12 protein-coding genes are annotated in these 15,924 nt (G+C 42.7%); 11 read left to right on the top strand and 1 reads right to left on the bottom strand.

The features are described 5' to 3' along the window. The first annotated feature begins 394 nt into the window (after positions 1-394). From ACIRUQ_RS13125 to ACIRUQ_RS13085, 9 genes are all read left to right on the top strand, one after another. Entirely contained in the window at positions 395-3,292 is a 2,898-nt protein-coding gene (locus ACIRUQ_RS13125) for a hypothetical protein (RefSeq protein WP_055290626.1), read from the top strand. A gap of 301 nt (positions 3,293-3,593) precedes the next feature. Continuing rightward, positions 3,594-4,529 carry a substrate-binding domain-containing protein gene (locus tag ACIRUQ_RS13120; protein ID WP_055290627.1) on the top strand — a complete coding sequence of 312 codons (936 nt, stop codon included), beginning with the start codon at positions 3,594-3,596 and terminating at the stop codon, positions 4,527-4,529. Positions 4,530-4,677: 148 nt separating this feature from the next. Next, positions 4,678-5,538, top strand: a complete 861-nt coding sequence (gene pstC / locus ACIRUQ_RS13115) for a phosphate ABC transporter permease subunit PstC (RefSeq protein ID WP_022035170.1) — start codon at positions 4,678-4,680, stop codon at positions 5,536-5,538. Continuing rightward, positions 5,538-6,374 (top strand): phosphate ABC transporter permease PstA, encoded by an 837-nt coding sequence (gene pstA, locus ACIRUQ_RS13110; RefSeq protein ID WP_021739394.1) that lies wholly within the window; start codon positions 5,538-5,540, stop codon positions 6,372-6,374. Before pstC ends, pstA begins: the two co-directional genes overlap by 1 nt. A 118-nt stretch (positions 6,375-6,492) precedes the next feature. Continuing rightward, entirely contained in the window at positions 6,493-7,251 is a 759-nt protein-coding gene (gene pstB / locus ACIRUQ_RS13105; RefSeq protein ID WP_055290645.1) for a phosphate ABC transporter ATP-binding protein PstB, read from the top strand. A gap of 20 nt (positions 7,252-7,271) precedes the next feature. Next, complete coding sequence (phoU, locus tag ACIRUQ_RS13100) at positions 7,272-7,937, top strand: phosphate signaling complex protein PhoU (RefSeq protein WP_022035172.1); 666 nt, start codon at positions 7,272-7,274, stop codon at positions 7,935-7,937. A 136-nt stretch (positions 7,938-8,073) separates the two neighbouring features. Further along, on the top strand, positions 8,074-10,422 hold the full coding sequence (locus ACIRUQ_RS13095) for a metallophosphoesterase family protein (protein ID WP_172679904.1): 2,349 nt from the start codon (positions 8,074-8,076) through the stop codon (positions 10,420-10,422). Positions 10,423-10,495: 73 nt separating this feature from the next. Beyond that, complete coding sequence (locus ACIRUQ_RS13090) at positions 10,496-11,722, top strand: YibE/F family protein (RefSeq protein ID WP_021739398.1); 1,227 nt, start codon at positions 10,496-10,498, stop codon at positions 11,720-11,722. A gap of 160 nt (positions 11,723-11,882) precedes the next feature. Further along, positions 11,883-13,658, top strand: a complete 1,776-nt coding sequence (locus ACIRUQ_RS13085; RefSeq protein WP_022035174.1) for a Na/Pi cotransporter family protein — start codon at positions 11,883-11,885, stop codon at positions 13,656-13,658. Between the two features lie 160 nt (positions 13,659-13,818). On the opposite strand, the gene ACIRUQ_RS13080 is transcribed toward ACIRUQ_RS13085, so the two are convergent. Further along, complete coding sequence (locus ACIRUQ_RS13080; protein ID WP_055290628.1) at positions 13,819-14,475, bottom strand: HAD family hydrolase; 657 nt, start codon at positions 14,473-14,475, stop codon at positions 13,819-13,821. A gap of 223 nt (positions 14,476-14,698) precedes the next feature. Here ACIRUQ_RS13080 and ACIRUQ_RS13075 point away from each other — a divergent pair, with 223 nt between their 5' ends. Beyond that, entirely contained in the window at positions 14,699-15,352 is a 654-nt protein-coding gene (locus ACIRUQ_RS13075; RefSeq protein ID WP_022035176.1) for a histidine phosphatase family protein, read from the top strand. After that, positions 15,321-15,779, top strand: a complete 459-nt coding sequence (locus ACIRUQ_RS13070; RefSeq protein WP_022035177.1) for a GNAT family N-acetyltransferase — start codon at positions 15,321-15,323, stop codon at positions 15,777-15,779. Before ACIRUQ_RS13075 ends, ACIRUQ_RS13070 begins: the two co-directional genes overlap by 32 nt. Positions 15,780-15,924: the final 145 nt, after the last annotated feature.

Here is a 15,924-nt window from a genome sequence, read left to right as displayed (position 1 = left end):
CAATGGAGTAAGCAGATAAATATAATCTCTTTTGACAGAGTTTATCATTATAAAAGAAAATCGGTTAAAGGAGGAACAATCCATTGAGAGGCAGAGATCCATAGTTGGGACAAAAAAGAGAATATAGAAAGGGAGGTTATATAGTGAAACTTCGATTTAACAGGTGAGAGAGCTATCTGATGACGAGAAAGTCGGATAGCTCTTTTTTTGCGTTCATGAGCAAGTAGCGAAAGCGGATTGCGAATATCCGTTTTATATAGGAGATATAGAACATCTAAAAAAACGTCCTTTTATTCTAAAAAAACTTCCTTTTGTCAAAGCGCTCTTTTTGCAATAATATTCCTATCAGTTATTTACTATGTAGGAAGGTTTTTCGGAAAAGAGAGGAGAGCGTATGAACAGAAATTCTAAATTGTTACGGAAGTCTTTGGCCGTAGCAGGGGCAGTAACTCTTTCATTGTCAATGTGCAGTCCGGTGCTTGCAGCGGATGTATCAGCAACAGGAAACAAACTGACGATCACAGATGTCAGCTATGGAGATGAGAGAGCAGTAACATCTACCGGAAAAGCATCTTCCGTCAGCAGTGTCACTTATACACTGGATGGCAAGAGCTATACCAAGACGGCAGAAGATGGAAAAGTGCTGACTCTGGTTGTAGATGGACAGCAGGAAGATCTTACAGTAGGAAGCAGTTATGATGTAGACGGTGGCTATAATATCGCAGAAACCAAAGTTTACAAAAGCGGTGGTCCGAGTGCTCCACCATGGAATGGCCCGGATGCAGTAAAATCTATCTACAACTTCCGACAGGCATTACTTGTAAATGATGGAAAAATTGTAGAGGACGGGTCTGTTCTGGATGCGATTTCCGGTGATTATTCGGATACTGAGGCAAACAATGTAACCGTAAAATCAAACGGTGCACATTTTAATGGTATTTATGTAACAGGAAATTCCAAATATGCGATCAACAAAGCAAATGTGACTGCCAACGGTGACGGTGGTGATGATTTTTCCGGATGGGGATCAGCTGTCATGGCAGATCAGAATACAGATGTAACCATTAATGATTCTTATATCAATACAGCGGGAACCATTCGTACTGCAATCTGGGTTGGAGATAGCTCCAAGACTACAGTAAATAACTCTGTCATCTATGCCCAGGAGACAAATGATGACTATAGTACATATAGCGAACTGGTACCATCCATGATGAAACGTGTACCATTCGCACTTGGTATGGAGGGAACCATCCGTGCAACAAACGTACTTGGTGCAGGCCAGGCAATCTACAACAACAGTATGATCATCTCCACAGGATGGGGTGCTCTGTCCACAGATTCCGGAACATCTTACAACAACACCGGTACATATGCACTTCAGGTAAATAATTCTGTTTCTGGTATCGGTACAGTAGAAGTGGCACAGGCTGCAAAGAAATATACTGCAACACAGACTGTAAACGGTGTGACTTACGGATACACCATGGGCGGTTCCGGATATGTAACCTATGCGGATTCCGGTGTATGGAATAAATACAGCAATGTACGTTTCTACTCTCCGGACTATGTACAGATCCTTGCATCCGGTGAATCAAGTTCAATTTATGACGATTCCTATATGTATTCTGACCGTATCGCATTTATGACACAGCAGGCAGGCGGCGGTACTCTGACACTGAAAGACAGTGACGTAGATACCAAAGATGCCCTGATGCAGATTAAATCCGGTAAGGCAAACAAAGGATACAGCCACCTTGTAGTGGACAATACAGATGTAGATTTCTCCGGCGATTCCAAACGTACTGACGATGGTATCCTGGTAGAGCTGGTAGAATCAGACGATGCAGGTAACCCGGGTGTAACAAGCTACACCATCAATGATGTGGGCGAGGATGCGATCCCGACAGGTAAAGAGATCGATGATTCCAGCGCAACATTCAAAAACGGTGCGTACACCGGTGATATCTGGAACAGTATCTACAACAACAAACAGGCACTGGATGTATCTCTGGAAAATGCACAGCTGACAGGTACTGTATCCTCCTCAGTAGCAGTACATATTGATCCGGAGACAGGAGATGTAGTAGAGAACGGTACTGTTCTGCAGGCATACACAGGATCCGAAAGTGGAAACCATGCAAACTATCTGGCTGACGACGGCACAGGTACGACCGGCGATTATATGACAATCGGAAGCTTCTCTCATACAGCTCACAAGACAATTAATAACCCGGTCAACCTGGATGTTGACAAAGATTCCACATGGACCGTTACCGGTGACAGTTACCTGAACACACTGGATCTGGCAGCAGAAGATTGTATCACAGCAGCAGATCCGGAGACTGTTTATACAACAGCCCTGACAGTTGGCGATGTAGCATATGAGTATGGTACATACACCATCAACAACGTAACCATCAAAGTAGAAGCAAGTGATATTGTAATTCCGGATACCGGTATTGCGGCAGAAGGACAGACTTTCGTAAATGTCCCATATGTATTCTATGTGGAAAATGAGGATGGTACCTACAATTCAGCAGCTGCAAAAGTAGCAACGCTGAATACCCCATCAGGTACGGTACTGTTCAGCGTTGATGTACAGGATGGTTATGAGATCGTTTCTACTACACCGACAAATGGACAGATTGATCCAAGTACTGATTTTGCAGAGTACCCATATGTTCTGAGTTCCACCGGAGGCCCGATGGATCAGATGCAGGTTGTCATCAAAGTAAGAGCAAAAGGTGCAACCCCGGCACTCGATGGTCTTGCAATGGCAGAAGATGGCAACTGGTACCTGTATCAGAATGGTACCGTAGCATCTGGTTACAATGGACTTGCAGCAAACGAGTATGGCTGGTTCAAAGTAACCAACGGAAAAGTAGACTTTGATTATACAGGACTTGCAAGCAACGAGTATGGCTGGTTCAAAGTAACTAATGGAAAAGTAGACTTTGATTACACAGGACTTGCAGCAAACGAGAACGGCTGGTTCAAAGTAACCAACGGAAAAGTAGACTTTAATTATACAGGACTTGCATCTAATGAAAATGGCTGGTTCATGGTAGTCGGAGGAAAAGTAGACTTTGGCTATACAGGACTTGCATCTAATGAAAATGGCTGGTTCATGGTAATTGGAGGAAAAGTAGACTTTGGTTATACAGGACTTGCAGCAAATGAGTATGGTTGGTTTAAGGTAACCAATGGAAAAGTAGACTTTGGTTACACAGGACAGGCATCCAACGAGTATGGAACCTGGAATGTAGTCGGAGGAAAAGTGGTTTTCTAATCTTTACTATAGAAAACAATTATTAAAAAAGTAGAAATAATTCTATAAAATAAAACTCCCACAAAAAGAAGAAGGCGTCGTATCCTTGCGGTATGATGCCTTCTTTTTTCAGGAAAAAGCAGAGATTTCCCTTTGAAAGTAAAGTTTTTTACAAAAGCTTTACTTTTTTTTTGCATGAATCGGATAGTATGAAAAACAGATTCGGGATAAAGTATACCGCGTAAGGCAAACAAGAAATAACTTGCCAACACAATTAAAAATAAGATAGACAGGACAATGATTGTAAAAAGGAGAGAATAAGATGAAATTAAAAAAAATGATGGCGCTTGTACTTTGCGCAACAACAGTAGCAGGACTTGGACTTACAGGATGTGGAAACAGCAGTGACAACAGCGCAGCAGGTGATGCAACAAGCGCAGCAAAAGAGAGTAGTGATGCAGGAAAGACAGACGCATCTGATTTTTCCGGAAATATCACAGTATTATCCCGTGAGGATGGTTCCGGTACAAGAGGTGCTTTCATCGAGCTGTTTGGAATTGAAGAGAAAAATGAAGCAGGCGAGAAAGAGGACATGACAACCGTAGATGCAACCATCACAAACAACACAGAGGTTATGATGTCTACGGTAGCCGGTAACGAATATGCAATCGGTTACTGCTCCCTCGGTTCTTTGAATGATACAGTTAAAGCTGTAAAAATCGACGGTGCTGAAGCAACCACAGAGAACGTATCGAACGGATCTTACAAAGTATCCAGACCGTTCAACATTATTACAAAAGATAGTGTAAGTGATGTGGCACAGGACTTTATCAACTATATCATGAGTGCGGATGGCCAGGAAGTAATCTCCAATGACGGATATATTTCCGTAGCAGAAGGTGAGGCATTTACCTCTACAGGAGCAAGCGGAAAAATCACAATCGATGGTTCTTCCAGTGTATCACCGGTTATGGAGAAACTGGTAGAGGCTTACAAAAAAGTAAACCCGAATGCAGAAATTGAGCAGCAGACAACAGATTCAACAACAGGTATCACATCTGCAATTGACGGAAAATGTGATATCGGAATGGCTTCCCGTGATCTGAAAGAAGAAGAGACAGGTGTAAAAGCTACCAAGATTGCACTTGATGGTATCGCAGTTATCGTAAACAATGATAACCCAACAGATGAGATCAGTTCTGATATGGTAAAACAGATCTTCACCGGTGAAGTTACAAAATGGCAGGATGTAAAATAATTGATTCAGTAAAATAATGATTTCAGAACTACATTTGTTATAGAAAAGTCCCATGTTCTGAATCATTATCATGTATGCGTCATGACAGATTCAAACCTGATACAGCAAGGGTCTGCATGGCGCATTCCCGCAGGGAGAAATAAAATATATGAAACGAAAAGAAAAAGTGTTTGAAATCATTTTTCTGTTAGTTGCCTGCATTTCCATTGTGGCAGTAGCCATGATCTGTATCTTTTTATTTGCAAATGGAATTCCGGCAATGGGAAAAATTGGACTGGGAAAATTCCTCGGCGGACAGGTGTGGAAGCCGGGAAATGATAAATATGGTATCTTTCCGATGATCATCGGAAGTCTGTATATTACAGGCGGTGCCATTGTAGTAGGTGTACCGATTGGTATTTTTACTGCAGTATTTCTTGCAAAGTATTGTCCAGAAGGACTTTATAAAATTATGAAACCGGCAACCGAACTTCTGGCAGGAATCCCTTCTGTCGTATATGGATTCTTTGGATTGATGGTAATCGTACCGGCGGTCCGTATGATCTTCGGAACGGATAACACAGACGGTATGAGTATTCTGACAGCATCTTTCCTTCTTGGAATTATGATATTGCCGACGATCATCGGTGTAACGGAGACGTCCATCCGGTCTGTAAATAACGCCTATTTTGAAGGCGCGCTGGCATTGGGGGCTACAAAGGAAGCAAGCATCTTCCGTTGTGTGATCCCGGCAGCGAAATCCGGTATTTTAGCCGGTGTGGTACTTGGCATCGGACGTGCCATTGGTGAGACCATGGCGGTAGTAATGATTGCAGGAAATCAGCCACGTATGCCGCAGGGAATTTTGCAGGGAGTACGTACACTGACCACAAATGTTGTGCTTGAGATGGGATATGCAACCGGACTTCACAGAGAAGCACTGATCGCAACCGGTGTGGTACTGTTTGTATTTATCCTGATCATTAATCTGGCATTCAGCATCATTAAAGGAAAAGGAGAGAAGGAGTAATGAAAAAGACAAAGAAAAAAATTTATGCCGGCTCTCTGATTTTAAAAATACTGGTTATTCTGGCAGCTGTTTTTACGCTTGTGATGCTTGGTTATCTGATTGTATATATTCTTGCAAAAGGTATTCCGCATCTGACTCCGTCGCTGTTTTCTATACATTATGACAGTGACAATGTATCAATGCTTCCATCTATTATCAATACATTGATCATGATCGGAGTAGCGTTACTGATCGCAGTTCCGGTAGGTGTATTTTCAGCGGTATATCTGACAGAGTATGCAAAAAAAGGAAATAAACTTGTAAAAGTAATCAGAACTACGGCAGAAACTCTGACAGGCATTCCTTCTATCGTATACGGATTGTTTGGTATGTTATTTTTCGTAACAGCCTGCCACATGTCCTATTCTTTAATGGCAGGTATTTTAACAGTAGCGATCATGGTTCTGCCAACGGTTTTGAGAACCACCGAGGAAGCACTTTTAGCAGTTCCGGACAGTTTCCGTGAGGGAAGTTTCGGGCTGGGTGCAGGTAAACTTCGTACGGTATTTCGGATCGTGCTTCCAAGTGCGATACCAGGTATTCTTTCCGGTGTTATTCTTTCTACCGGACGAATCGCCGGTGAGACAGCTGCATTGATCTATACCGCAGGAACTATGGCAACGTTACCGAAGAATCTGCTTTCTTCCGGACGTACGCTGGCTGTTCACATGTATGTGCTTTCCCAGGAAGGTCTGCATACGGATCAGGCATTTGCCACTGCAGTTATTTTGCTGGTAATGGTACTTTTGATCAATATTTTATCTTCCGTCATTGCAAAGAAAATGCAGAGAGATTAAAGCGATACGATTGGCACTGTAAAAAAATCTTTTGAAATAGTTTTTACAAATACCAAAAGAGAACTGGATGAACATAATTTGCAAACAGCAATATGTGAGAGAGGACAACGAAAAGAACATGTTAAAAAATAAAATGACAATCGAGCATATGAATCTTCATTACGGAGATTTTCATGCGTTAAAAGATATTAATCTGAATATTAAAGAAAATCAGATTACAGCGTTTATCGGACCTTCCGGATGTGGTAAATCCACCTTGCTGAAATCCTTAAACCGTATGAATGATCTGGTAGAGGGATGTAAAATTGACGGTCTGATCGCATTGGACGGCGAAGATATTTACGGAAATAATATGGATGTAAACCTGCTGAGAAAAAGGGTTGGTATGGTATTTCAGAAGGCAAATCCATTTCCGATGAGTATTTATGATAATGTGGCATTCGGACCGAGAACTCACGGTATCCATAATAAAGCACAGCTGGATGAGATTGTGGAGAAATCGCTTCGTGATGCAGCTATCTGGGATGAAGTAAAAGACCGTCTGAAAAAGAGTGCACTGGGTGTATCCGGCGGACAGCAGCAGAGAATCTGTATTGCCCGTGCTCTGGCTGTTCATCCGGAGGTACTTCTGATGGATGAGTCCACATCTGCGCTGGATCCGATTTCCACATCCAAGATCGAGGATCTTGTTATGGAACTGAAATCCCAGTACACCATCGTTATGGTAACACATAACATGCAGCAGGCAGTACGTGTATCTGATCAGACCGCATTTTTCCTGTTGGGCGACCTTGTAGAGTATGGTGATACCGATCAGTTATTCTCCACACCGAAAGAGAAAAAGACAGAAGATTATATTACCGGTAGATTTGGTTAATGCAAGGGAGAACATAAAAAATGAGAAATCAATTTGACAGACAGTTAAATACTTTAAACGGTGAATTGATCCAGATGGGTCACATGGTAGAGCAGGCAATCGAGCATGCAATTGAAGCCATGGTACATCAGGATGCAGAAAAAGCAAGACAAAACATGGAATTTGACTCCGAAGTAGATCAGCAGGAAAAAGATATTGAGACACTGTGTATGAAACTTCTGATGAAACAGCAGCCGGTAGCCAGAGATCTTCGCCTGATTTCCGCGGCATTAAAGATGATTACAGATATGGAACGAATTGGTGATCAGGCAGCAGATATTTCAGAATTAGCGTTATGTCTGGTAAATGAAAAAGAATTGCCGATGATGGATCGTATGAAACAGATGTCACAGGAATGTATGCTGATGGTTATGAAAGCACTGGAAGCTTTTGTGGCAAAAGATATTGAGATGGCAAAAAAAGTAATCGCGAGAGATGATGTGATCGATGCTATGTTTGATGATACAAAAAAAGAAGTGATCGAGCTGATCCAGAATCACGGAGCAGGTGCAGAAGTAGCGACAGATCTGCTGATGGTAGCCAAATACTTCGAACGCATCGGCGATCATGCCACAAATATTGCGGAATGGGTCATTTTTTCTATTAATGGAACCCATCCGACGATTAATCCGGAACCGGTTTTGTAGAAATCGGAATAGTTTACTCACACCTTGTCGGGTGATGAGTGGGCTGCAATTAAGTAATAGCGGATGCTGATCCGATATTATAAAACAGGCAATTGCCTGGGTAACTGTAAAAACAGCATGCTTTGTGGAGGATGAGATGAACAAAAATAAGAATTTATGGAAAAAGGGTGTAGTTGTAGCTGCTGCGGCAGCCATGATTACAGGCGTGGTACCGTCTGTAAACGCATTTGCTTATGGCGCGTATGATGTAAGTCAGAGTACCTTCAAGACGGATACCGATAATTCAGCAGATTTTCAGAATTGGGTATCCAATGTCTGGCAGGGCGGTGAAGGCGCTTTTTCCGGAACAGATCAAGTAGCACTGACACCGGGATCTGATGCAAATGATCTGAATTTTGGGTGGTATTCTGAAAGCAAAGGAATACCGGCTGTTATGATCTGGAAAGTCGGTGCGAAAGGAGCGGCTGAGGTATTTACCGGAACAGCATCTGATATCAGTGCAGCAAACTGGCAGGGAAAGACTTATACCGCATCCAATAAAGTACATATTGAAAATTATTTTGCTGAAAATACAAAATATTGTTATCAGTACACGAATGATTACAAAGAGGATGGTACCAGTGTATGGTCTGAACAATACACTTATACCACACAGTCAACCGATCAGTTTTCAGTTATCCTTACCGGTGATCCGCAGGTAGGTGCTTCCGGAAGTTCTTCCGATAGACAGGCAAATGATGCAAGTATCGCAAGAGATGCTTATAACTGGAATAAAACCATGCAGCAGGCAATCAAAACATGCCCGGATGCGGCATTTCTGTTATCAGCAGGCGATCAGATCAATGAGTCCAACTCCAATACAGAAGAAGTAAGAAAAACAAGAGAAAGTGAATATGCCGGATATTTATATCCATCTGTATTCAGAAGTCTTCCGATTGCAGCAACCATCGGAAATCATGATATGAACGGATCCGATTATTCTGCACATTTCAATAATCCGAATTCCGGAGAAAATCTGGGACAGACAGCAGCAGGAAGTGATTTTTACTTTAATTACGGCGATGCATTATTTATTTCACTGAACAGTAATAACCGTAATCAGGCAGAGCACAGAAAATTCATGCAGGAAGCAGTTGCAAGCAATCCGGATGCAAAATGGAAAGTGGTAATCTTCCACAGTGATATTTATGGTTCAGGTCAGCCGCATGCGGATACCGATGCTTCTACAAACAGAATTATTTTTGCTCCGTTGATGGATGAGTTTGATATTGATGTCTGTCTGACAGGTCATGACCATACCTACTCACGAAGCTATCAGGTATTAGACGGAAATGTTGTGGATTATGATATCAGCAGCGGAACAGTTGCTGATCCGGAAGGTACCATGTATATTACAACAGGTTCCGGTTCAGGTTCCAAATATTATAACCTGTTAAACTATACACAATATTATATTGCTGAGAGAACAAATGAGTGTCTGCCATCTTTCTCAACCATTGATTTCACGGATGATTCATTTACGATCAAAACCTATGATTATAATGGAAACCGCTATGCAGATGACTTTACGATTACAAAAACGGAGGATGCACAGTCGTCAGATGAAGTGATCGCATCAGCAGAAGAATTGTTGAACAGTACCGATGTGACTTACACGGAAGAGAGTGTGGCTGCATTAAAAAGCGCTCTGGAAGAACTGAAAACGGTGAAAACATCTCTCGTTACGGAAGAAGATCCGTTTGCAGCAGATGTTATCGCAAAATATGGTACGGATGCAGATCCGGTCAGAGGCTATGGTTCTGTGAAGAATGCTGAGGATAAAGATGGTTCGGTAAACCGATTCAAAAAAGGATTATCCACACTTCTCGACAAGACAATTTATTTACAGGTAACAGAAGGAAAACAGGAACAGTCTGCAGATTATACAGCAGAGAAAGCTCCCGTGATCAAAGGGCTGGATAAAGCAACAAAAGCTGTTGTTGATGCGATGAATGCACTGGAAACCGTGATTCCGGACGGACTTGCAAATGAACCGGCAGCAGACGGAAACTGGTATTATTATAAAAACAATAAAGTCGCAGATGATTATACCGGACTTGCAGCAAATGCATATGGTTGGTGGTACATTCAGAATGGAAAAGTAGATTTTAATGCAACCGGACTTACGTCAAATGAATACGGCTGGTGGTATGTTCAGAACGGAACCATAGATTTTAAAACAACCGGACTTGCAGCAAATGAATACGGATGGTGGTATGTGGAAGGCAGCAAGATCAATTTCAACTATACCGGACTTGTAGCAAATGAGTATGGCTGGTGGTATGTAGAAGGCGGCAAGATCAACTTCAATCATACCGGACTTGTGGCAAATGAGTATGGTTGGTGGTATGTAGAAGGCGGCAAGATTAATTTCAATTATACCGGATCTGCAGCAAATGAGTACGGCTTGTGGAACGTGAAAAACGGCAGGGTTGATTTTAATTGAGGTTCAATCTCCGATTGAGATCAATGCTCCGCGAAGGCGGATGAGATATCGTGGAAAAGGACTCGTGTAACGGGTGAAACGAAAATGGGATGTTGTACTTTTGTATGACATCCCATTTTGGCAGGTGAAGAAAGAAGGATGGATGGTGAAAGAAAGAAAACAAAGTTTCAAATGGGGCAAATACCTTATCGTAATCGGTATTATCATATTGATGTTTCTGTTTTTTCAAAGCGTAGAAAGAAAACCGCTGCTGGCAGACGATCACATGGTTTTTGTAAAGGCTGTTGTGGTTCAGAATGATCATGAAGTACAGCAGGCACAGGCGTCTCTGGACAGCGGGGATACACAGGAGATTGTGCTGAAAATCAAATCCGGAAGTCATAAGGGAGAAACCGTGGATGCTTACAGCCTGAACGGTTATTTGTATGGTGCTGACTGTAAAGTGGGAACTAAGGTAATCGCAAGTCTGTCTGAGTATGACGGAGAACTGTCGGCTAATGTATATAATTACGACCGTGAACTGGAAATCGGGCTTTTGCTGGCAGTATTTTTTGGTCTGATGTGGCTGGTTGGAGGGAAAAAAGGATTCAATTCGATCATTGCACTGATTTTTACGTTCTGTGTCGTGATTATGCTGTATATACCAATGATGTATATCGGTATTTCCCCCTTTGCGTCCGCTACGGTGTCAGTGGTGATTATCACATTTGTCACTTTTGTCCTGATTGCGGATTTTCAGATGAAATCGATCGGAGCTATGCTGGGCACAATTTTTGGTGTAATTGTTTCTGGTCTGATCGCACTTTTATTCGGTCATTTCGGACATGTGACAGGCTTTAACGTAGATGATATTGAGAATCTGATTTATGTGGGGCAGAATTCCAGACTAGATATCGGCGGGATGCTTTTTTCCGGAATTTTGATTGCATCACTGGGAGCGGTCATGGATGTAGCTATGTCTGTTTCCACTTCCCTGCATGAAATTAAAGAACAGCGGCCGGATATTACAGCAAAAGAGATTTTTAAATCCGGAATCAATATCGGGCGTGATATGATCGGAACAATGTCGAATACGCTGATCCTTGCATATGCCGGGGGAAGTCTGGGGCTGGTTATGATCATTTATGCATATTCTTATCAGATGCATCAGATACTGAATATGTACTCCCTTGCGATTGAAATCATGCGGGGAATTGCAGGTACGATCGGCATTATTCTTACCGTTCCGATCACATCGCTGATCATGTCTGTGCTGTTGACAAGAGGCGGACAAAAGATTTCTACAGATAAATGTAAATAGAATGTAAAAAATTTACATACTCTTTACATTAGAATCTCCTGAATTTTACATAGAGTGATTAAAGTGATACATGTAGCAATATGTTAGATAATAACAGGTAAGTACAGTTGTTTTGCAAGATTATTTTTACACAGAATAAAATTCAGGAGGTTTCTTTAGTATGGACATATTTGCGATTTTATCGTTGATTGGCGGACTCGCCCTGTTTTTATATGGAATGAATGTTATGGGGGATGGTCTGACAAAAGTTTCCGGTGGAAAGCTGGAAAAAATTCTGGAAAAACTGACATCGAATCCAATCAAAGCCGTTCTGCTCGGTGCAGGTGTTACGGCGGTGATCCAGTCATCGTCAGCTACGACCGTTATGGTTGTCGGTTTTGTAAATTCCGGGATTATGAAGCTGTCTCAGGCAGTTGGAATCATTATGGGTGCCAATGTGGGTACTACGATCACATCATGGATCCTGAGTCTTTCCGGTATCCAAAGCAGCAGTTTTTTTATCCAGATGCTGAAGCCAACCTCATTTTCCCCGATTCTGGCAATCATAGGTCTGCTTCTGATGATGTCATCAAAAAATGATAAGCATAAAGATGTAGGAAGCATTTTGCTTGGATTTGCAGTGCTGATGTTTGGAATGAATGCGATGAGTTCAGCAGTGGAACCGTTGAAGGATGTACCGCAGTTCACACATCTGCTTACCATGTTTACAAATCCGCTGCTCGGAATGCTGGCTGGTCTGATCCTGACGGCGATCATCCAGAGTTCGTCTGCATCTGTCGGCATTTTACAGGCGCTGTGCAGTACAGGCGCAGTAAGCTTCGGATGTGCGATACCGATTATCATGGGACAGAACATTGGTACATGTGTGACAGCGATTATTTCATCAGTCGGAGCATCGAAAAATGCAAAGCGGACAGCATTAGTACATTTGTATTTTAATATTATCGGAACCGCATTGTTTATGATCGTATTTTATGTGATCAATGCTTTTGTACATTTTGATTTCCTCGGAGATGCGGCGACACCGGCAGGAATTGCAGTTGTTCACAGTATTTTCAATATAGCAGCGACCATCGTACTGCTTCCGTTTGCAAAAGTGTTGGAGAAGCTGGCTTACATGTCTATCAAGGAAGATCATGCGGAGCGCAGAACAGCTGTTCAGGAGACCGAGGAGGAATTGAAAAAACTGGATGTCCGCTTCCTGGAACAGCCGGGTCTGGCTATCAGCCACTGTATGGAAGCAACAGCCTGTATGGCACACATGAGTGAAGAAGCGCTGACAAAAGCACTGACACTTATGGATCAGTATGACGAAGAAAAAGCCGCACAGGTGGAAAAACTGGAAAGTCGTATCGATCATTTTGAAGATCGCATCGGTTCCTATGTCATCCAGATTACAAACCGCAATATGCTGGAGAATGACAGTGCGAAAATGTCTGTCATCCTGCACAGTATCAACGATCTGGAGCGTATTTCTGATCATGCGGTAAACTTAAAGGAAAGCGCACAGGAGATGCAGGAAAAAGGGCTGCAAATGTCCTTTGAGGGAAATTCCGAAATCATGTTCCTGCGCAGAGCAGTGACGGATCTGGTAAATCTGACCGTTCAGGCACTGCGTAATAATGACAAGAAACTGGCAAAAGAGATCGAGCCGTTGGAAGAGGTGATTGATGATCTGAGTGATGAACTGAAACGTCGTCATGTTATCCGTCTGAAAGAGGGAAGATGTACGATTGAGATGGGGTTTGTGCTGACAGATATGACCACCAGCCTGGAGCGTATCGCAGATCACTGTTCTAATATCGGAGTCAGCATCCTGGAGAGCAGTGAGGAAAATATTGGCCGTCATGCGTATCTGAACTCTGTGAAAAAAGAAGATACGAAAGAGTTCCAGGAGCGGTATGAGCATTACCGGGAACTGTATTTCTTTGAGTAGAGGCTGGTTCTTTGCGTTTATGAGCAAGCAGTGAAAACAGATTGCGAATGACCGCTTTACATTGTAAATCAAAAATTGCAGGTTTTATAAATCGAAATCGTGGGTATTTTATCCCGGCAGATGACAATCGTCTGCCAGGAAAACAATCCCCACGATTTTTTTACATATCTGATATAGCGTTTACCAGTTCTGTTGGCGTGGATACAATCTGTGCCGCACCATTTTCTTTTAGAAATTCTGTTGATTTAAATCCCCAGTTTACACTGATACATGGAATTCCGGCATTTGCAGCTGTCTGAATGTCAACCTCGGAATCCCCGATATAAATACAGTTTTCCGGTTTTACATTCAGTTCACGCATTGCCTGAAAAACAGTATCTGGTGCCGGTTTTTTATGGATGGACGGAGATTCTCCGATCGCAACCGGAATAACATCATCAAAAAAGTCCTGCCGTAGTTTTTTTACAGCCGCATCGAATTTATTGGATACAATAGCGAGATGATACCCATGTTCTTTGAGACGGTAAAGTGCATCCATGATCCCTTCATATGGTTTCGTATTGTCCAGCATGTGTGCTTTATAATGAATCGGAAACTCTTTCATGCAGGCATCATAGTTCGGATTGCTGCGACCCTGTGGCAGAGATTTTTCTATTAGTACATAGATTCCGTTTCCAACCTTTTCCCGGATTTCTTCACAGGTATAGGATGGACCGCCGTATTTTTTCATGCAGTAATTTACACTGTTGGTCAGATCCTGTAAACTGTTCAGTAAAGTCCCGTCCAGATCAAAAATAGCTGTATTTCGTGTTGACATTTTAATTCCTCCTATGTCAGTTGAGCATTCAAGTTATATGTGTGCATCTCGCAGCAAGAATGCCGAGGGCATTCTTGAACATTCTGGTCAGCATAAGCTGACATATATGCGGATCGTTCGTATTTGATGACTGATATCGATGCCATTCTAGCAGAAAAAGGTTCGTTCGTCAAAAATGCTGTAAATGTGTTATACTTAATGAAAAGAGTAGGGGGATCACAAGATGCAGATTTTATGGATTCGTCACGGGAAGACGTTGGGAAATGTACAGCGGCGTTATGTGGGGAGAACAGACGAAGGTCTGACGGATGAGGCAAAATTATGTTTGCAAAAAAAGCAGGTTCTGATGCAGGATCTGTGCGTGCAAACAGAAGGCGGCAGGAATCCGGGAAAATGGTATCATGCCGGGGCATTTGTACCGGATTATGTATACAGCAGTCCGATGATGCGCTGCCGGGAGACGGCAGAGATTTTATTTCCCGGACAGGTGTTATGTGTTCAGGAGGGACTTCAGGAGACGGATTTCGGAGATTTTGAATATAAAAATTATGAGGAACTGAAAGAAAATCCGGCGTATCAGGCATGGATCGACAGTGGTGGGCAGATGATGGTTCCAAATGGTGAAAGTGGAGCAGGTTTCCGTCATCGGTGCTGCCGGGCATATGAGCAGTGTGTCCGGGATGCACAGGAAAAAGGTGCACAGCGAATTGCAATTGTGTGTCATGGTGGTACAATTATGTCAGTACTGGAACGATATGGAAGACCGGAGAAATCTTTTTATGAATGGCAGATTGCCAACGGATGTGGGATTCTGACTGAGACGATAGAAGAAGGAGGATATCATTATGGTATTCGGGAAATTGGTAAGTGGGAGTGAGAAAAATGAACAGACACGGCAGGTGGCAGATATCCGCAGCCGGGTACTGAAAGAGGAATGTGGGCTGAAGATTGAGGCAGAGCCGGAGGCTTTTTGCATGTATGCCCTTGCGTATGAAGGGGATACCCCGGTGGCGACCGGAGAAATTACTTTTGACGGTGAAAGTTACCGGATCCAGGAAGTGGCAGTGCTGCCGGAGTTTCGACGGAAAAAATATGGCGATTTTATTGTGCGGCTGCTGATCGACAAGGCGATGCTGTCCGGGGCACAGACGATTGAGGCGGATGTGCTGCAGGGAACGGAAGTATTGTTTCAGGAAGTCGGATTTGCGGAGGCCGGAGCCTGGTATGAAAAAGAAGGCAGGCAGTGGCAGCCAATGCAGCTGCAGGCGGGAAATATCCATAAATGCTGCAACTGTGGACAGTAGGCATGGGGTATGAGTCAGCTTTATTTTTGAAGTGTTCCGAATTATATAAAAAGGATTGAAAAAGTGGTTTAAAAAGGCAAGTTTTTTTCGAAAAAAAGAGATATGATAATGGTGATAAAAAACTCTTTTCCCTTTTAACAGTGTA

The sequence above is a fragment of the Eubacterium ramulus genome (assembly GCF_045002895.1).
In the GTDB taxonomy this organism is placed as follows: Bacteria; Bacillota; Clostridia; order Lachnospirales; family Lachnospiraceae; genus Eubacterium_I; species Eubacterium_I ramulus.
Note: the sequence above shows the minus strand (reverse complement) of the source record. Positions and strands in the feature narration are given on the sequence as shown.

Bases quoted from the DNA above. Each gene is read 5' to 3' on its own strand.
- ACIRUQ_RS13125 (WP_055290626.1), top strand. From the start codon at position 395: ATGAACAGAAATTCTAAATTGTTACGGAAGTCTTTGGCCGTAGCAGGG.
- ACIRUQ_RS13120 (WP_055290627.1), top strand. From the start codon at position 3,594: ATGAAATTAAAAAAAATGATGGCGCTTGTACTTTGCGCAACAACAGTA.
- pstC (WP_022035170.1), top strand. From the start codon at position 4,678: ATGAAACGAAAAGAAAAAGTGTTTGAAATCATTTTTCTGTTAGTTGCC.
- pstA (WP_021739394.1), top strand. From the start codon at position 5,538: ATGAAAAAGACAAAGAAAAAAATTTATGCCGGCTCTCTGATTTTAAAA.
- pstB (WP_055290645.1), top strand. From the start codon at position 6,493: ATGTTAAAAAATAAAATGACAATCGAGCATATGAATCTTCATTACGGA.
- phoU (WP_022035172.1), top strand. From the start codon at position 7,272: ATGAGAAATCAATTTGACAGACAGTTAAATACTTTAAACGGTGAATTG.
- ACIRUQ_RS13095 (WP_172679904.1), top strand. From the start codon at position 8,074: ATGAACAAAAATAAGAATTTATGGAAAAAGGGTGTAGTTGTAGCTGCT.
- ACIRUQ_RS13085 (WP_022035174.1), top strand. From the start codon at position 11,883: ATGGACATATTTGCGATTTTATCGTTGATTGGCGGACTCGCCCTGTTT.
- ACIRUQ_RS13080 (WP_055290628.1), bottom strand. From the start codon at position 14,475: ATGTCAACACGAAATACAGCTATTTTTGATCTGGACGGGACTTTACTG.
- ACIRUQ_RS13075 (WP_022035176.1), top strand. From the start codon at position 14,699: ATGCAGATTTTATGGATTCGTCACGGGAAGACGTTGGGAAATGTACAG.
- ACIRUQ_RS13070 (WP_022035177.1), top strand. From the start codon at position 15,321: ATGGTATTCGGGAAATTGGTAAGTGGGAGTGAGAAAAATGAACAGACA.